This is a genomic window from Pararhizobium capsulatum DSM 1112 (assembly GCF_030814475.1).
Lineage (GTDB): Bacteria > Pseudomonadota > Alphaproteobacteria > Rhizobiales > Rhizobiaceae > Pararhizobium > Pararhizobium capsulatum.
Map to the genome: position 1 here is coordinate 17,605 of NZ_JAUSVF010000005.1, position 17,542 is coordinate 35,146.

Consider the following 17,542-nt stretch of genomic DNA (forward strand, 5'->3'; position numbering starts at 1 on the left):
AATGGGAACAATGGTTGATTTGTCGTTGAGAAACATTCGCAAGGCTTATGCCGATTTCGAAGTCCTGCACGGGATCGACCTCGATATAAAATCAGGCGAGTTCATCGTCTTCGTCGGCCCTTCTGGCTGCGGCAAATCCACCTTGCTGCGCTCGATTGCCGGCCTTGAGAGCATCACCTCCGGCGACCTCGTCATCGACGGTGAGCGGATGAATGCCGTCGCTCCCTCCAAGCGCGGCATCTCCATGGTGTTCCAGTCCTATGCCCTCTATCCGCACATGACTGTCTACGAGAACATGGCTTTCGGCCTGCGTATCGCCGGCACGCCGAAAACCGAGATCGATGCGCGGGTGCGCAAGGCGGCCGAAATCCTGCAACTCGACAAATACCTGCAACGGCAGCCCAAGGCGCTTTCGGGCGGGCAGCGGCAGCGGGTTGCGATCGGCCGGGCGATTGTGCGCAACCCGCGCGTGTTTCTCTTCGATGAGCCGTTGTCCAATCTCGATGCGGCGCTTCGCGTTGCTACGCGAATCGAGATCGCGAAGTTGAAACAGAGCATGCCGGATGTGACCATGATCTACGTCACGCATGACCAAGTCGAGGCGATGACGTTGGCGGACCGCATCGTTGTCTTCAAGGACGGTCGCATCGAACAGGTGGGCACGCCGACTAACCTTTACAGGAAGCCCGCGAGCCTGTTTGTTGCCCAGTTCATCGGTTCTCCCGCGATGAACATTTTGCACGGAAAGGTAATCGCTCGTTCGGAAGGATCGGCGCGGTGCCAGCTCGAGTGCGGCATTTGCCTCGAGATATCAGTGGAACAAAACAGTCTGTCCGAAGGTGACACGATCAGCTTCGGCATTCGGCCGGAGAATGTTCAGATCGACAGGGCTGGCGAGAGCGACCCAATACTTGCAGGTGTCATCGACCTGGTGGAGCATCTTGGGGAGTCCCAGATACTCTATGTGGATCTACCGGGCTGCAGCGAAAAACTGCTCATCAAGACGGACGGTGAGCGTTCATTTGATCGCATGCAAACCATCCGCTTCAGCGCTCCACGTCAAAATTTTCATGTCTTCGATGCCAATGGTCGCGCTGTCGCCTGCGGCTTTTCCGCCTATAGGGAAACGCCAGTGGTATAGCCCAGGCGAAATACGGCCTGCGCCGACAGCCCTGCACGACTGTCGAATAAAGTGAGATAGAGAATCCCTATCTCCCTCGCTGACGGCCTGCTCAGACGCCTTCCTCAACGGAACCAAATCTTCGCGCCGGGCTGCAATCGTCGTGGCGACACTCTCATTCTTCGGCATGCTGAAGAGCAGCGGTCGAGATTATGCAGCCACGCGGTTTACTCAGAGCCGTGACCCCCTCCGCGATATTATCGAGCTAGAACGCAGGGCGCCACAAGCTGACAACTTCCCTTGCCGCGCCTTGGACACACGCTCGATGCTATAATCCAGCGCCCGTCGACAAATCTCCTCCTTGGAGCCGAAGACTGCGTAGAGAAAGGCGGGCGTGATGTGAAAAACGTCAAGCCTAACTGTCGGCTATCGCCTCGATGATCAGTGCCTGGACCTGTGCAAAACCTGCACTCTGTTCGGGGCCTGTAGTCTACGAAGTCGGGAGCGATGTTCCCCAGAGCGGCGATGACATTGTGACCGGCCGCACCGTCGATTTCAGCGAGCGCCCGCTTGCCGCGTTCCAGCCGGCTTTCGCTGGCGTTCGGTGATTGGTACGTCATGGGCATTCTTCCTCTGTTCCTTGCCGGCATATCCGGCAATCTTGGTGTCGAGGACGAGAAGGTGCGTCGCGACAATCAGGACGAGCGGCCTCTCATCCAGATCGCAGTGCTATAAGAAGGCTCGGCGCGTTCCTGCATGAGAGGCTTTCTACGCCCTACGGCACCCGAACCCCTTCACCAGAGGAGACTAGCTGTTGGCGGTCCGGCGGCTGTTTGCTACAAACCTCTTATGATAATACGACCCGAAAATCCCCGCGACATTCCAGAAATTCAAAAGCTTATTACAGCCGCGTTCGAAGGAGCGCCGCACAGTGATGGGACTGAAGCAGCGATTGTCGACGCCCTGCGGGCGGCAGGTGCGTTGACAAAATCCCTAGTCGCAGAACTTGATGGTGTGATCGTGGGTTATGTCGCCTTTTCTCTTATCGAGATCGATCGACAATCAGTCGAGTGGTACGGCCTCGGTCCGATTGCTGTACGACCTGACCAGCAACGGCGAGGTGTCGGTGTCCAGCTCATTGAAGCCGGGCTCGACCAGATAAAAGCGCTTAGTGCGCGAGGGTGCGTCGTTTTAGGCGATCCTGCCTATTATTGCCGCTTCGGGTTTAAAACTGACTCCGCCCTGAAGTTTCCGGGCGTTCCTCAGGAGTATTTCCAACGTCTGGACTTCGGCGATGACGAGCTTCAAGGAGTCGTGCGCTATCATTCAGCATTCTATGGGGAATAGTCCGCTTTTGGGCGCAAAGTGGTCGGGTCATTCGTCCCAAATTAAGCCTGAGTGGAGGCCGGGCGACTTCGCAATAACTTCCTGAAAGCGGACTGCGCGTACCCGAATATATTGCGGAACCTCGCGACCGAATGTTTTTGCTCAGGTTGAAGCGTCAGCCTCTTGGGCCAGTCTATAGCTCGTTGCGATCTTGTTGACCGATTGGTGGCAGACTATGGTGGGCGCTGTCTTCGATAGTCGAAGGAGCGCTTTAGCGTCGCCTTACGCCGTTACCCTGCTTCACTGCTAATGTAAGGACGACGCCCCGATGTCGAGAAGCAATGGGCAAAGAGGCATAGTTCAGCTTGCGGCGGGCGCAATTGCGTCCCTGGTCGCGGCATACTTGTTGGTCTGCTATTTTTTGATTCCTGAACTTTGGATCTTCCATGACGGCCGCCGTCTGGCGGGGTTCAGCACGATGGTAACGACCACGGAGCAGGACATTCCGGGCGATCCAATCAACGTCGGCTTGGTAGGGACCAAGGAGCAACTGATCCGGTCGTTTGTCGCGGCGAAATGGAATCCGGCGGACAAAATCACGCTGCGTACCTCAATCGAGATCGGATTGAGCGTGGCGCTCGACCGTCCGGATCTCGATGCTCCGGTCAGTGCGCTGGTGTTTGACGGCCGTAAGCAGGACTTGGCGTTCGAGAAGTCGGTCGGCCGGAGTGCGGACGAGCGGCATCACGTCCGCTTTTGGATGACGACGAGTCTCGAACCTGATGGCCGGCCGCTTTGGCTCGGTTCGGCGAGCTTCGACCGCGGCGTCGGCGTCAGCCACGATACGGGGGAAATCACGCATCACATCGGCCCGGACGTCGATGCTGATCGCGATCTTGTCATTGATGACCTGCAGAAGGCTGGGCAGATTTCAACGACCTATTCTCGAATGGGTATTGGGGAGACTAAAACAGGCAGAAACGGTGGCGGCGATCCGTATTTCACGGACGGGCAGGCACTCATTGGCGTGTTAAAAAACAACACGATCCAATAGCGGAACTGCCTCGTGCCACTTTCTGACGGTTGTTGTCAAAGCCCATCCGCTCATTTTGGAAACAGGAACGTCAGTCCCACTCGCACTCCCAGACCTTCCGGGCCATTGTCGGGTGCCGCTGCCCAATAGCGCAGCCCCGCTGTGAGGCTGATCGGCTGCTTGTCGATCTTCACCAATTTGGAAACCGTCAAGTTGATGGGAACGGACCATTCTTCGGTCTTCCAGTCATAGGTCGACTCGGTGTTCAGGGCGAACGTCCAGGCGTCAGGCGTGGTATAGGAAAGGAATGGCTGCAGAAACGTGTTGCTGATGTCAGCCCGGTCGTCGTTGCCCGCGAATGACCAGATGTGATTGGCTAACACCCCATAGGTCAACGGGCCGTCCTGCTTTAGCGCAACGACCGTCGGACCCACTCCCCATTTCTCCCCGCCCAGCAAATCGTCCGTCCCCGTAGGTATCAGGAATACTGGGCCTGCGCCCCAGACGAGCCCATTCTCGGTTGGCTTCGCCGGAGAGAGGAAGAAGCTCTGAACGGTGTCACCGAGGCCGAACTGCGATCCTGACGGCCCTGCGATTTCGTCCTGCCAAATCACCGGGAGAATGGTGCGCGAGATGAGGTTCCAGTCTTCGTTCAACGAGATCGGGATGACGGGCTGGATGTTGAGAGTCGATTTGTCGCCGTCCAGCGGACCGTAGCCGTGGTCGTAGTTGTACTGAAACGGAACGCTTATCAGCGAAGCGATCGGGTTCGACAACTTCTTTGCCAGGTCTGAGCTGGACTCTTGAGCTTGGAGCAAGGTCGTCCAAGCGAACAGCACCAACAGACTGATGGAGTTCCTCAAAGCCGAGAATGTCATTGTCGGTCTCCATAAGTTGTTGGTAGGCGCTAGAATTTTATCGAAACGCCGAGAATCGGACCCTGCTGCACGGCATTGAAGACGAAGCCGTCGTGGCTGTAGTCGACCCCGAGTGCACGATACCCCGCTATCGCCGAAATCCGTTCGTTGAAATCGTAGCCCAATCCAAGCGCGACATCCCAATCAATGTCCGCTCCGCCCGCGCCTAACAGCCCCCAACCGGTCAGATAGATTTCCGGTGTAAGCGAATATTTCCCCTTTAATCCGAACATGCCATCAACCCAGGTCGCACCGTCGCTTCTCTCAATGCCGCCAAGAAGTCCACCGTCGAACGAGAGCGTCGTATCGACCGACCAGACCTTGACACCTCCGACGATGTCAAGGTGACCCTCGGGTCCGTCCAGAACCGCGTAGCTAATGCCAAGCAGGCCGGAGAACGTGCTCGTCGCCACATCCACATTATCGGCAAGGATTCCACGTGGTGTCTCTGCGTCGGCGGACAACTTCGTGTAGACGACGTCGCCTATCACGCTGAAGCGGCCGTTCCGTGCCTCCCCGGCTGCCATGAACGCAAAGTCAAGATTGTTCCAGACGTCGCTGAAGTCGGAGTCCATATGGACGACAGGCAGACCAAACTGCGATGTGTCACCAGAAATTCCGGCCATCCAGAAATAGGGCGCGACTGCGAAGGTCCAGCCGGATTCCGACTCGATCACTTGAGGTTTCTCGGTCATCAGCGGCGGAAGATCTGCCGCGTGGACGTCGCCGCAGACCATCGCGGCGAAAGCAACAGAAAGAGTGAGCTTGATGTAGTTCGTCATTGCGTGCTCCGCTTCTGGTCGGTGAGTTGCCAAATGCACATCATTTCCGCGAGATCGTACCTGGGTAGCGAACGCAACGAGCCAACTTCTTGTCCGCAATCGAATATGGACTATCGGCGACGTTGACTGCCCCACTGTGTATTCGCTCATCATTTGTTGTCCTCGCCAACAGCCAGCAGTTGTCTCACGAGGTCTGCAACGTTTTGATCGTCCGGCTGCAAACGTGACAGCGCCATCGCAAAACTAAGTGTCTCCGCATAGCGGCGGAGTTTGAGCCCTATCTGAATGGCCGTGTTTAACAGGTTGGCATCCGCACCAGTCGCCTGAGCCGGATCAAACAGCTCAAACGCCTCTTCCGTCCGTCCAACCGAATCGAGTGCGACGGCCGCGGTCATCCTGTAGCGCGCGTTGGCTGGGTCCAACTGGACGGCCATCTCCAGTTCTCCTATCGCCTCTGCCGTCGCCTTCTGGCGTACGAGGGACAGGCCATGGCCGAAACGAAGGTCAGCCCGGTCAGGATTTCCCGCGACCGCTTCGGCATAGGTCTGTTCGGATTTCAGCCCGTCCCCTGTGGCGCGGTAAAGTTCGGCCAGATTGATGCGTGCGCCCGGAAGGCCTGGATCGAGATCAATTGCCTTACGCAGGGTCTTCTCTGCTTCCAGGGGATGTCCCTGTTCGAGCAGGAACGTGCCATAGTTGCTCTGTGTCTCTGCGACGTCCGCGTTCGCCTCGACATAGGTTTTCAAGTCGGCGACGGCGCGGTCGAAGTCACGACGTTGATCTCCGAGGAAGTCCAGCGACTGTGTGCTTCCGAGCGCCCTGGCTGCCGCTACCCGGACCGCTCGCGTCTTGTCGCCGAGAAGCCTGCCTATCGTGTCGAGCCGAACCTCGGGTGGCAGGTTGTTGGCAGCCTCTGCTGCCCCTAGTCGCACCAGCGGATCGACGTTCTCTGTGGCCGCTTTAACATCCGCGACTGCGTCCGCTCCTGCCAGCCTGCTCATCTCGCCAATAGCGCTTCCCTTAACGATCCCTGCTTGTTTTCCGTCTCCGACAAGCGCCCGTAAGGCCTGGATCGATGCCGCGTCGTTTTGCGCAGCGCCCGCGAAGGCATGTGCGATCGTAGGACGGTTTCGCCATCCTGCGCCAAACCATTTGTCCAAGGTCTGCGACGCCCAGACGTTCGTCTTGCCCTCGTGGCATGATGTGCAGGCATTCGGTGTGCCATACATCTCCGACAGATCTGGCCGCGGGATCACGAAGGAATGGTCACGACGGGGATCGACCTTCATATAGGTCCGCTCCGGCATGTGGCAGCTGGCGCAAAGCGCGCCGCTTGAGCCTTCAGCATGATGGGTATGGGTTGGAGTGTCGAAAGCACCGCTCGGATCATTGAGGGCAAAGCGCTCGGGAGCGTCCCGCGTGTGGCACTGGGTGCAGAGCGCGTTTCCAACGGCCTTGACGCCGCCCTCATGCGGGCGATGGCAGTCGAAGCAGGTTACGCCTGCCCGCGCCATCTTGCTTTGCTGGAAAGAGCCGTACTCAAAGACTTCGTCGAGGACCTGACCGTCGGGAAAGTAGAGGTCGCTCCTCAGCATTGCCGGGGAGAAGTTATCGAGGAACGAACCGCCCGGCTTGTAGTCGCCGACAAGCCGTGTCCGTCGCGAATGGCATGCGAGACAGGTGTCCATGCTGACCTCTGACAGTCCCACGCGCGGCAAGGAAGCTGCAGCGGACGCCTCGGACTGCGGTTTTGCCCATTCGACATGCTTCGCGCCGCCGCCATGACATGACTGGCAACCGATGCTGGTCGCGACATACGAAGACTCATACGTATGCGTCTCCGACCGGAAATTTGTCTGCGGATCGGTCGAGTGACAGTCGATGCAAGTGCGGTTCCATCGGTAGAAGGGACCCGTCCAATGAAACGTCGAGCCGGGTTTCGCGACCGATCCGGCCCCAAGCCAGAACCACTCTCGCTTCTTTGTGTCCCAGGCAATGTCGAGCGTCTGGAGTTTTCCGCCGCCGAGATCGATCAGATATTGCTGCAGCGGCTCGTAGGCGAAGGTGTATTTGACTACGAAGTCCGCCTGTTTGCCGTCTGGCCCTTCGATGCTGACGTAGAACTGTCGATCCTTGCGGAAGAAGCTTGCCGTGACGCCGTTTCCTTCATAGCTGGTGTCGTTGAAATCGGCGAGCACCGTGGCGTCGCTGGCCACGGCCATCGCCTTGGCATGATGAGACGTGGCAAAAGCAGCCGCCTGATCAGCGTGGCACAACGAACACAATCTCTCATCGACGAAGCCAGCGTGGTTGGCGATCTGCGGGTCGGCAGCAAGCGGCGTCAAATCTTCCGCTGCGGCGGTCGCAGGTGCAAGCCCAAGCATTCCGCAGATGAGCAGGGCGGCCCGTACCATTGCTAATGGAGAGAAATGCGCTCTCAATCAAACGCTCCTACGCCGCACGTCTCATGTCCCCCTCAGTAGCAGGGCGGGAGGCGATAGTATCCGCACTGCGGTTGTGAGACATCAAGTCATTTGTCGGGAAAAATCTGCTTCCAGTCGGCTTTCATATCGACGACGGTCCAGCCATTTATCGGCGCGGCGTCAAGCGCCTTGTCAAGCTTGCCAAATTGGGTTTCCCGGTCGTAGGCATATTCGCGTTCCGCGTCCGTGTGGTGAACGATCAAACCAAAGCGAGGCGTCGTGCCACCCATTGTCGTCCACTGCAGCATCTCCAGATCCCCGTCCGAATTCCCGAACGCGGCGATGGGGCGGCGACCGATCTTCTCGTTAATGCCAACCGGTTTTCCGGCCTTGTCGTCGATGAAGTTGACCTCCGGCAATCGGCGGAGCGTCGGGACATCGCCCACCATCTCGAACTGCGTCTTGATCGACGAGCCGATCACCTGTTCGGGCGGAATGCCGTAGACCTTTTCTGTCCAGGGCCGCATGAACTCCACACCGCCGCCCGAGACAATGAAGGTTTTGAAGCCGTTGTTTCGCAGATACTGCATCACTTCGATCATCGGCTGGTAGACGAGTTCGGTATACGGCTTCTTGAACTTGGGATCGCGCGCGCTGGCGATCCAGTCGGTCGTGATCTTCAGAAACTCGTCGCTGCTCATCCCGGAATGGGTCGTCATAAGGATTTCCATCAGACCCTTCTCACCCGCAGCGGCAAGCGTTTTCAGATCGCCCTCCAGCACCGCCTTGAACGGTTGGGTGTCCTTCCATTCGGGATGTTCGGGAGCCATCGTCTTGACACGGTCAAGCGCGAAAGCGAGTTGCACATACATCGGTTGCTCGCTCCACAGCGTGCCGTCATTGTCGAACACGGCGATCCGATCCGATTCCGGAACAAAATCTGTGGTATTTTGCTTCGTGACCTTTTCGACGAAGGCAACGATGGAGGATTTGGCGGCGGTGTCATTCCACGACGGAAGAGGGTCGGTTTGAGCAAATGCCGAGGCCGCCAGGAGCATGAATGTCGCCACGCCGAACGCGGCGTTGCGGGAGAACTTGAGGATATTTCGTGCTGCAGCCATCGCAGGATCTCCGGCAGTCGTTGTGTGCAATCTCTTCGTGGAAAAATGGCGGCCCTGAAGGACAGGGCCGCCGCGAAGGTTAGTTGCCTGACGGCAGTGTGATGTTGACGCCTTCCTTGGCGAGACTGTCCCTGACCCATTGGAACTTCTCATAATTTGAAAGTGTGATCGGGCCGGTATAGCCAAAACTCTGCAGCTTGCGCGGCGGATATTTGACGTATGTCGCCATGATCGTTTTCAGTTCTTCCCCCATGACCACGCCCATCCAGGTCCGCTCCGCGAAGTTGTTCATGAAGATGTCATAGCGTTCCTGTGGATCCTGCCACAGATCGAACACCTGAGGCACGGTGGCCACGTACTTCTCCTCGCCCTTCCAGCCAAGATTGGAATCGACGGCCAGACCACCAGTCTCTGCACCGTTATCTCCACGGATATTGAACGCGAACTTGTAGTTGTTCACGCGGATCGCACCGGGTGAAAGCTCGTTCTCCGTGAAATAGAACCAGCTTTTGCGCTCTGACTTGCCGCTACCGAGCAGGATCGGCGTCATGTCGTAGCTGTCGAAAATGATCGGCTTGTCTTCGCGGTCGTTTGTCGGCAGAGGGACGCCGCCGGTTGCTGCAAAGGTTGCCATCAGATCGAGACCACCAACGATGTCGTGGTTTTTGGTGCGGGGCTTAATCTTGCCCGGCCAAACGGCGATCGCGGGAACGCGATTGCCACCCTCGCGCAGCGTGCCCTTGGTGCCGCGGAAGGGGGTGTATCCGGCATCAGGATAGACGTCCTGCCAGGCACCGTTGTCTGTCGTATAAAAGACCAGCGTGTTCTTATCCATTCCGGTTTCACGCAGCTTGTCCATGATCCTGCCAATACGCGTATCGAGCTCGACAACCGAGTCCGCATACTTGCTTTTCGACAAGGATTTATGCTCGAACTCCGGTGCAGGCATATTCGGCTGATGCACCTTCATGAAATTGACATTGATGAAGAACGGCTCATCAGGCTTCTTTGCTGCTTCATCTAGGAATTCGACGGCCGCCTTCTCGACATAACCGTCGAAGAACGGAATGCCGACAACACCTTCCTTGCCGTCGATCACGGGCGTATCAACGTACTGGCCGTTGATCTTGAAGTCTTCCTTGACCTCGCCGCCGGCTACGCCCGAAAGCGAGCCTTTTGTCACCTTCTGGAACATCGCCCTCAACTTGGGATCCATGTCCGGAAACCAGGTCGGATCGGCGTATGTGTAGGCATTGAGATGATAGAGGCCGACATATTTCATCTCATCATAGCCCTGCGCGATCGGTAGTGCGTAGTCCGACTCGCCCAAATGCCATTTGCCCGTGAAATAGGTATGATAGCCACCTCGCTTCAGCACCGAGGCGAGCGTCCACTCGGCCGCTGGCAGGCCGCCACCCTGGCCCTGGAAGGCAACGGTCGTCATGCCGCTGCGGTTTGGTATGCGTCCGGTCTGCATTGCCGCGCGACCGGGGGTGCAACTTGGCTGAGCATAGAACGAGAAGAAGGTCATACCTTCATCCGCCAGCTTGTCGATGTTCGGTGTCGGCATGCCGCGTCCTTCACCGCCGCCATAGGGTCCGAGGTCGCCGTAGCCTGTGTCGTCGGAGACGATGAAGAGAATGTTTGGCTTAGACGGCGATTGCGCCATCACAGGGGATAATGCCCCCACAAGAAACGTCGAAGCCGCCAAGGCTCCGACCGAATAGACGAGACGAAAATTCATCCTGAGATCCTCCAGTGAGGTTTGTTCGCGGAACCGCCAAGCGCTTCCGGCACATGCCCGTTTTCAGTTGACCGAAAATTAAATAAGCAATCCAATACGATGACGCTTTTCGAGGGTGTGCGTCGCTGATGAGCAGTCGAGGCTGGGACGCACACTCAGGTGGGGAAGCTATCCGAGCCCTCTCGCCAGCGATATTGTACCTTTGGGCAAAAGTATGTTTTCGCACCAACTGGCACCTAAAGCGGTGGTTGTATTAGCAACCTCGACTTGTTAGATTGCGTTACCTTTTCGGGGGAAGAGCGATGCGCATGCTATGTGACTGGGCCAGGCTGCAGCGATGGCTCACGAAGGTATGCAGCCTGTGCCTCCTTCTTCTCTTGCCGGGCCTCTCCACGGCGGTCGGCCAAACAATCAGCGAAACCCGTGCTCCGCGCATATTGGTGCTCTATCCCTATGACGAGCGGATCGCCGCAACCACGGTCGCGGGGGAAGCGGTAAGGAAGCGACTACTTGATGCCACGGGTGGAAAAATCGACCTTTTCTCCGAGTTCCTCGACCTTTCACGCTTTCCTGAGGCGGAGCATGTTGATCGCATGGGGAAATTTCTTGCGGAAAAGTATGCGGTTCGCCAGCCGGACGTGGTCATCGCACTTGGCGAACAGTCGGCAAATTTCATCGCGAAACATCGGGCATCGCTGGCAAAGGACGCCCGGCTCGTTGTCGCCGGGTTCAACAGGTCGACCGCTCTCAGAATGAACCTTCCAGCCGATGTGACGGGGGTGTTCACCGAGTTCAACATTCTCAAGACCGCGGAGTTGGCTCGACGTCTGCAGCCTGATGCCCGTCATCTTTTCGTCATCGGCGGATCATCGGAGTTTGATCGATGGTGGTTGGAAGCGGCGAAAACCGATCTGACGTCGTTTTCGAAGAACTATGATACCACTTACCTTGAAAACCTGACGATTGAGGAGCTTGCTGCCAGGGCGGCGGCATTCCCTCGCGACAGCATTGTCTTGATGCTGACTATCTTCAAGGATCGAAGCGGCCGCAACTTCATTCCAAGGGACGCCGTCAAGCAAATAGCGGCCAACGCGAATGCTCCCATTTATGGTCCATATCCTACTTATCTCGACTATGGGATCGTTGGCGGAAACGTCGTCACGTTCGAGTCGCTCGGAACCACGGTGGCCGAGCTAGCGTTGGATGTCCTCCATGGAAAACCAGTCGAACACGCTCAGGCACCATTAGTCGACATGGTCGATGCGCGGCAGCTCAAGCGATGGGGGCTTTCTGATAAGTACTTGCCACCCGGCACGGTCCAGATGTTCCGGCAGCCAAGTTTACTGGAAGATCATTGGATCGACGTGTCCGTCGCCGTCTTTGTCGTCGCGCTGCAGAGTGTAGTAATCACCATACTCCTTCTGGAACGCCGTCGTCGTCTAAAAGCAGAAATTCAGTCCCGACATCGCTTGCTGGAGGTCATCCACCTCAACCAGTCCGCGACCGCAGGCGCTCTTTCGGCCTCCATAGCCCACGAATTGAACCAACCGCTTGGAGCCATTCGCAGCAATGCCGAGGCGGCCTCGATCGTGTTGAGGTCCCCCTTTCCGGATTTGAAACTGATTGAGCAAATCCTCGTCGATATACGCGATGATGATCAGCGTGCCCACGACATCATTTCCCGTATGAGGGGACTTCTGAAGAAGAGGCGCGAAATTGACTGGCAGGTATTCGATCTGAACGAGCTGACCTCCACCGCTATCAAGATCCTGCAGGGTGAAGCGGTTCGCAGGGGCATAGTGGTCAGTTCCAGCCGAGCTGAAGACCCTCTGCCCATCCGCGCGGATAGGCTTCATGTTCAGCAGGTCATTCTCAACATCGCAATCAATGCGATGGATTCGATGGGCGTGGCGGGTACGAACAAGAACATTTCACTTGAGACGCGGCTGACAAAAGACGCAAAGGCGGAGTTGTCGATCTCCGATTCCGGCGACGGCATCCCGGAAGACAAGCTGGCAACGATCTTCGAACCCTTTTACACGACCAAGGCCGCCGGGACCGGCCTCGGTCTTTCGATCGCCCGCACGATCGCAGAAACGTACGGCGGCAGAATTTTGGCATCCAACAGATGCGGAGGCGGCGCCGTTTTTCGCCTGGTCCTGCCCCTTGCACGCTCGGACCACCCATGAACCCCATCATCCACATTGTCGACGACGACCTTTCCTTTAGGATCGCCTTAGGACGGTTGCTATCGGCATCGGGATACGGCGTCGCTCTCTATGCTTCGGGTGAAGAGTTGCTCGCACGGCTGCCAGGGATCGAACATGGATGCATCCTGCTTGACCTCGACATGCCAGGATTGAGCGGACTAGCCTTGCAAGAAAAGCTGTCGACGATGGCTCCGCTGCTTCCCATTGTGTTTCTGACAGGGCACGGTGACATTAAAGCAGGCGTTCAGGCAATGAAGGCGGGTGCCGACGACTTTCTGGAGAAACCTGCAACAGCCGACATCCTGCTTGAGACCATTGATAAATCGCTGCGGCGTGCCGACATCCGCCAAGAGGAGTTTGCGCGCACGAATGCTTCCCGAGCCCGTCTATCAAATCTTACACCGCGCGAATTCGAAGTCTTGCGGCTGCTCGTTCGCGGCAAGCTCAACAAGCAGATCGCGCACGCTCTAGGCACGTCCGAAAGGACGATCAAAGCCCATCGACACAATCTCATGGAGAAAATCGGCGCAAGATCCCTGGCGGAAGCGGTTTCCATCGCCGAGCGGCTGGGACTTGTCGATCTCGTTGAAGAGGGCGATGCCTCTTGAAGCGGTGCTTCACCAAAGGACAATAGCGGCAGCTCGGCACTCGTCATAGGATCACGCCCGAAAGGGGTTGGTTTGACCCCGGAGAGGTGTTTCTTGGAAAACTCACCTGGCACCGTGGCTGTGGTCGATGACGATCCGAGCATGCTTAGAAGCGTCGAGCGGCTGTTGACCGCGAACGGGTTCATGACGGAGGGCTACCCGTCAGCCGAAGGTTTTCTCCGGCGCGCGCAGCTTGAAAACGTCCACTGCCTCGTCCTTGACATTCATCTAGGCGGCATGTCGGGTGTCGAGCTGTGGAATTCCCTGAGACAGAGGGGTTCCAATCTTCCAATCATTTTCATGACAGCGGTGGAAGACGAAACACTCGAGCGTGCTGCCGTCGATGCCGGATGCGTCGCGTATCTTCGAAAACCGTTTCAGGCGAAATCCCTCATTGCGGCTGTCAACAGAGCGCTCGAGGTCCAGCCACTCGACTGAGCATTGTTCGAACGGAATTCTGTCGCAGCTTCCCCAATGGACAATAGACGAGGCTCCGATCTTGGTTCACAGATCAATGCCGCGCGGACCCATTGTTCGGCGAACGAATGAAGGCGACCCATATTCTTCGGATCGGCTTCAACCATGACCGACGGTTTTACCCTGTTCACCGAAGCGGTGCTCATCTGACATCAAAAAACACTGCAAGGGACTGAGCTTGGGTGGCGGGAAGGTTGAGAGCTTCCCCGCGCAGAATGCCGGAAAGGATTCATAAACGGGAGGATTCTGTCCGATGAGCGATGTAATCAAGGCAAATGACGAACCTCGCTGGCCGGCCGTGATGGGGATACTCGCAGTGTTCGCGCTCTTGGAGGTGCTACCGAACCACGTCCATGCAATTCCGCGATGGGTTTCGTACGCGGTTGTGGTCGCAGCTCTCGTTCCAATGATCATGGTAACGGTGTCGACCGACAAGACAATCTGGCTCCGTATCGAGCGAGTTGCTATCATGTTGCTGGCCAGTGTCTACGCTGGCAATACGGCCGCGGAACTCGGAGATATGATTGGCATCATCACGATCCACCCGCCCGAGACGCGATCGGTCTCTCTTTTGACGTCGTCATTTACGATCTGGGTCACCAACGTTCTTACCTTCTCACTGCTTTACTGGCAGATCGATGCGGGCGGTCCGACGCGCATCGCGCGTGGCATCACAAGGAGACCAGACTGGCTCTTTCCACAGACGTCCGCTCCCGAACTCGCATCACCCGGTTGGACACCGCTCTACGTCGATTATCTATCCCTGGCATTCAACACGGCGACGGCTTTTAGTCCGACCGACGTACTGCCACTCACACGGCGCGCGAAGTCGCTCATGATGCTCGAGAGTGCGATTTCGCTGCTGACCCTCGTGCTGGTGGCCGCGCGCGCCGTGAACGTTATTCCGTAGCCTCCACGTCGATTTCCCTAAAGGGCAATAGACTGGTCCCTAGCTTTCCAGCCACAAACAGGAAGGCCTGCTTATCGATCACGGCCTGGTCCGGTGGTTGCGGCACGAATTCCAGTAGTAGGTTTTGGCATGTCAGTCGATGCTGATCAGCTTTCAACAATGATCAATCACGCGGTTGCGCCGGCGTTCATGCTCAACGCCGTCGCGGCGTTGGTGGCGGTGCTGGTCAATCGGATCTCTGGCGTCACACAACGGATTAGAAGCCTCCGCGAGATTGATGAAAATGATGTCGCCCGAGCCTGGCTAAAGCCTGAAATCGGGGAGTTGCGGCAACGGGAAATTCTCTTGAACGGCGCGTTGCTCCTCGCTGTGTTGGCCGGAATTGGCGTGACGTTTCTGCTTCTGTTCGGATTCGTCGTCGCATTCTTGGGATATCGTCACGAGCCGGGAGCCGCCGTACTATTCGTTGCTGCACTCTGCTTCCTGGCAGCTTCGCTCTTCCGATTTCTCCAGGACATCAGGCTTTCAAAAAGCGAGCATGACGATCATCGGAAGAGATGACTCTGGGCGATAAGGCGCGCCCGCCCTCATGTCGGTCAGGGACGCAGTCGTTGCCTCTGACTGAAAACAGACAACGCGTTGGTTTCGGCGCGACAGTATCTATGCGCGGCAAGCGTGCCCCTAGTCGATCTCGGCTCGCCAGCACCTTGGAACTAGATCCTCAGATCGCTTTTAATTCTAGGCGGGGCTGCCTGACGGATCCTACGGCAGCTACGTTGGTGTCCCGATGTTTCCCGCCTACAACATCAACCAACGAAACCGTGGCTGCGGCCCAAACGTGGATGTAGCAATGACTGAACTTTCTACACCCGGACCCATGATGGAGATGCTACTCGGCACCCTCATCATGATCGTGATCATTTTCGTGCATGGCGTCGGCATACGGATGATTAATCTGCACTTCAGTCGGACTTGGGCACACATGCATGCCAACACACCAAATTGGCGGCTCAATGTACTTCTTGCTCTAACCATCGGGTCGCTGGCCGTTCTCCACTTCTCCGAGACCTTTCTCTGGGCCATGCCGCTCTCCTTCGGCGGATTGATACCGTCGATGCGGGACAGCTATTTCTATGTGCTGGAGAACTACACGACGCTCGGTGAAGGCAATGTCAGCCTGCCGGATCAATGGAGATTGCTTGGCCCCATCATCTCGATGTCAGGGCTGTTTACGTTCGGCTGGACGGGAAGCGTACTTGTCAGCGTCATGACCGATTTCGGACACCTGGATAAGCTGCGCGCGAAAGGCTCCGAAGCCATCGACCCACTGGAGCAGAGGGACGCGCGATAGTCGAAGGATACAGCCATCACCAGGACGTTAGGAACGTTGCGATCAGATAAACGTCATTCATTCTCTTGCCCGTAAGACAACGTAACTGTCCAATTGGACTGCGTGAAAATCGCAGGGACGCGCCTCGGCGCATTGAATATCGACGGCTATGCGCCTCCGCAGTTCTGCGAATGTGACCCTCCAAGGCTGCACCTCCGCCGCCCTTGGGATGATCGCGACTGATGGTGCGCTTGTCCACCCCGCCTTGCGCCGTCGCCGCTGCTGCGCGCAACTGCCGGCGCGCCCTCCATCCCCCTCATTTGGTATCACAAAGCAAATAATCGGCAGCTTCGCGCAATCAGCGGCTCAGCGAGCTTGCTATTGGTGACGGCGGAGGGATGCCGCCACGCATGCTAGGCGCGCGCCCTCATCATCGATGTCCTGAACCGTGAGCGTGCGCTTCCTGAGTGCTGGCGCACATAAGAGCCGCCCGTTTGACATTGTCGCCCAACACAGGCTGAACCGGATTTGGGATACACTGGAGAATAGAATGACGACAAAGCTGATCGCCGCAGCAATCGCGGCCACCGCCGCTTTCGCGGCTCCTGCTTATGCTGGAATCAACGTCGTAGACGGAGACACGATCAAGATCGATGGTCGGACGATCCGCATCGTGGAGATTGACACGCCGGAATTCTACCGACCGCGCTGTGAAGCCGAACTGGTCAAGGCGCTGGAGGCCAAGGAACGGCTCCGCCTGCTTCTCGACAGCGGCAAGGTCACGTTCAAATCGACTGGACGCGACCTCTATGGCCGCACGCTGGCAAAAGTCTTCGCCGGGGACACCAATGTCGGGACGGTGCTGATCAAGGAAGGTTATGCGCTTCCCTACCAGCCGGGTGCGGCCTCCAAGCTCAATCGCCTTCAGGCGTGGTGCGGGCCGTCCGCGACGCTGGAAGATGTCTGGCGCGGATCGGTCAAGCCGTTGACCGTCGTCGCCGCACGAAAGAAGCACTCCGACGAACAGGGCGAGGTCAGTAGGCCATTTCCGAACTGTGCCGCCGCCCGCGCGGCTGGAGCGGCACCCGTTTACGCAGGCGATCCCGGCTACCAGCCGAAACTCGATCGGGACCATGACGGCGTGGGCTGCGAATAACCCCGTCATCAGACCATGGGCAACGGTTTGACGACGGGAAAAGCTCTGCCTTGTCGCTTGTGATCCCGACAGTGTAGGGCCGGCCCCACTAGACGTCTTGGCATGCGAATGTCGGCTTCGTCGATTTCATGTTTGCGAGCCGCCAGTCCGCTCCCGGCTCCAAATCAGTCATTCCCCTCAAGAGAAGGCGGAGCTCTTGCCGAGAAACGGAAATAATTTCCGCTTCGACTGTCTCATTCGCATTGAAATGTACAAGTCTCAGTGCCATCAGGCCCCCGCAACCAAAATTACAAAAAAAAGCCCGCAAATCGGTAACGATTGCGGGCTTTTTGACGTTTACAATGGG

Annotated in this window: 16 protein-coding genes; 11 read left to right on the top strand and 5 right to left on the bottom strand. The window is 57.3% G+C overall.

What is annotated here, in order from left to right:
* The first annotated feature begins 10 nt into the window (after positions 1-10).
* The 4 genes from QO002_RS29245 (at position 11) to QO002_RS29260 (ending at position 3,500) form a co-directional block, all read left to right on the top strand.
* Positions 11-1,141 (top strand): ABC transporter ATP-binding protein, encoded by a 1,131-nt coding sequence (locus QO002_RS29245; protein WP_307236726.1) that lies wholly within the window; start codon positions 11-13, stop codon positions 1,139-1,141.
* A gap of 549 nt (positions 1,142-1,690) precedes the next feature.
* Positions 1,691-1,855: a hypothetical protein gene (locus QO002_RS29250; RefSeq protein ID WP_307236728.1), complete on the top strand. Its 165-nt coding sequence runs from the start codon at positions 1,691-1,693 to the stop codon at positions 1,853-1,855.
* Between the two features lie 114 nt (positions 1,856-1,969).
* Positions 1,970-2,467, top strand: a complete 498-nt coding sequence (locus QO002_RS29255) for a GNAT family N-acetyltransferase (RefSeq protein ID WP_307236731.1) — start codon at positions 1,970-1,972, stop codon at positions 2,465-2,467.
* Between the two features lie 307 nt (positions 2,468-2,774).
* Positions 2,775-3,500, top strand: a complete 726-nt coding sequence (locus QO002_RS29260; RefSeq protein ID WP_307236734.1) for an LssY C-terminal domain-containing protein — start codon at positions 2,775-2,777, stop codon at positions 3,498-3,500.
* 50 nt (positions 3,501-3,550) lie between these two features.
* Here the strand turns inward: QO002_RS29260 and QO002_RS29265 are convergent, their stop codons facing one another.
* From QO002_RS29265 to QO002_RS29285, 5 genes are all read right to left on the bottom strand, one after another.
* Complete coding sequence (locus QO002_RS29265; protein WP_307236738.1) at positions 3,551-4,357, bottom strand: transporter family protein; 807 nt, start codon at positions 4,355-4,357, stop codon at positions 3,551-3,553.
* A 29-nt stretch (positions 4,358-4,386) separates the two neighbouring features.
* Positions 4,387-5,133: a hypothetical protein gene (locus tag QO002_RS29270; protein ID WP_307236640.1), complete on the bottom strand. Its 747-nt coding sequence runs from the start codon at positions 5,131-5,133 to the stop codon at positions 4,387-4,389.
* A 194-nt stretch (positions 5,134-5,327) separates the two neighbouring features.
* Complete coding sequence (locus tag QO002_RS29275; RefSeq protein ID WP_307236938.1) at positions 5,328-7,592, bottom strand: tetratricopeptide repeat protein; 2,265 nt, start codon at positions 7,590-7,592, stop codon at positions 5,328-5,330.
* 116 nt (positions 7,593-7,708) lie between these two features.
* A complete protein-coding gene (locus QO002_RS29280) occupies positions 7,709-8,722 on the bottom strand; it encodes an HAD family hydrolase (RefSeq protein WP_307236741.1) in 1,014 nt (337 codons plus the stop codon).
* A gap of 79 nt (positions 8,723-8,801) precedes the next feature.
* Positions 8,802-10,466, bottom strand: coding sequence for an arylsulfatase (locus tag QO002_RS29285; protein ID WP_307236744.1), 1,665 nt, complete (start codon positions 10,464-10,466; stop codon positions 8,802-8,804).
* A gap of 302 nt (positions 10,467-10,768) precedes the next feature.
* Between QO002_RS29285 and QO002_RS29290 the strand changes: the two genes are divergently transcribed.
* The 7 genes from QO002_RS29290 to QO002_RS29320 all read left to right on the top strand — a co-directional run bounded on the left by QO002_RS29290 (position 10,769) and on the right by QO002_RS29320 (position 17,196).
* Positions 10,769-12,655, top strand: a complete 1,887-nt coding sequence (locus QO002_RS29290; protein WP_307236942.1) for a sensor histidine kinase — start codon at positions 10,769-10,771, stop codon at positions 12,653-12,655.
* The gene (locus tag QO002_RS29295) at positions 12,652-13,284 is read left to right on the top strand and encodes a response regulator transcription factor (protein WP_307236748.1); all 633 of its coding nucleotides are present in this window, start codon (positions 12,652-12,654) and stop codon (positions 13,282-13,284) included. Before QO002_RS29290 ends, QO002_RS29295 begins: the two co-directional genes overlap by 4 nt.
* A 93-nt stretch (positions 13,285-13,377) precedes the next feature.
* Positions 13,378-13,761, top strand: a complete 384-nt coding sequence (locus QO002_RS29300; RefSeq protein WP_307236751.1) for a response regulator transcription factor — start codon at positions 13,378-13,380, stop codon at positions 13,759-13,761.
* A 292-nt stretch (positions 13,762-14,053) separates the two neighbouring features.
* A complete protein-coding gene (locus QO002_RS29305; protein ID WP_307236753.1) occupies positions 14,054-14,710 on the top strand; it encodes a hypothetical protein in 657 nt (218 codons plus the stop codon).
* Between the two features lie 93 nt (positions 14,711-14,803).
* Positions 14,804-15,271, top strand: a complete 468-nt coding sequence (locus QO002_RS29310) for a DUF2721 domain-containing protein (protein WP_307236755.1) — start codon at positions 14,804-14,806, stop codon at positions 15,269-15,271.
* Between the two features lie 289 nt (positions 15,272-15,560).
* A complete protein-coding gene (locus QO002_RS29315; protein WP_307236758.1) occupies positions 15,561-16,061 on the top strand; it encodes a two pore domain potassium channel family protein in 501 nt (166 codons plus the stop codon).
* Between the two features lie 529 nt (positions 16,062-16,590).
* Complete coding sequence (locus QO002_RS29320; protein ID WP_307236761.1) at positions 16,591-17,196, top strand: excalibur calcium-binding domain-containing protein; 606 nt, start codon at positions 16,591-16,593, stop codon at positions 17,194-17,196.
* Positions 17,197-17,542: the final 346 nt, after the last annotated feature.

Excerpts from the sequence above, each read along its gene's own strand:
- QO002_RS29245 (WP_307236726.1), top strand. The coding sequence starts at position 11 with ATGGTTGATTTGTCGTTGAGAAACATTCGCAAGGCTTATGCCGATTTC.
- QO002_RS29255 (WP_307236731.1), top strand. The coding sequence starts at position 1,970 with ATGATAATACGACCCGAAAATCCCCGCGACATTCCAGAAATTCAAAAG.
- QO002_RS29260 (WP_307236734.1), top strand. The coding sequence starts at position 2,775 with ATGTCGAGAAGCAATGGGCAAAGAGGCATAGTTCAGCTTGCGGCGGGC.
- QO002_RS29265 (WP_307236738.1), bottom strand. The coding sequence starts at position 4,357 with ATGACATTCTCGGCTTTGAGGAACTCCATCAGTCTGTTGGTGCTGTTC.
- QO002_RS29270 (WP_307236640.1), bottom strand. The coding sequence starts at position 5,133 with ATGGTCTGCGGCGACGTCCACGCGGCAGATCTTCCGCCGCTGATGACC.
- QO002_RS29275 (WP_307236938.1), bottom strand. The coding sequence starts at position 7,592 with ATGGTACGGGCCGCCCTGCTCATCTGCGGAATGCTTGGGCTTGCACCT.
- QO002_RS29280 (WP_307236741.1), bottom strand. The coding sequence starts at position 8,722 with ATGGCTGCAGCACGAAATATCCTCAAGTTCTCCCGCAACGCCGCGTTC.
- QO002_RS29285 (WP_307236744.1), bottom strand. The coding sequence starts at position 10,466 with ATGAATTTTCGTCTCGTCTATTCGGTCGGAGCCTTGGCGGCTTCGACG.
- QO002_RS29290 (WP_307236942.1), top strand. The coding sequence starts at position 10,769 with ATGCGCATGCTATGTGACTGGGCCAGGCTGCAGCGATGGCTCACGAAG.
- QO002_RS29295 (WP_307236748.1), top strand. The coding sequence starts at position 12,652 with ATGAACCCCATCATCCACATTGTCGACGACGACCTTTCCTTTAGGATC.
- QO002_RS29305 (WP_307236753.1), top strand. The coding sequence starts at position 14,054 with ATGAGCGATGTAATCAAGGCAAATGACGAACCTCGCTGGCCGGCCGTG.
- QO002_RS29315 (WP_307236758.1), top strand. The coding sequence starts at position 15,561 with ATGACTGAACTTTCTACACCCGGACCCATGATGGAGATGCTACTCGGC.
- QO002_RS29320 (WP_307236761.1), top strand. The coding sequence starts at position 16,591 with ATGACGACAAAGCTGATCGCCGCAGCAATCGCGGCCACCGCCGCTTTC.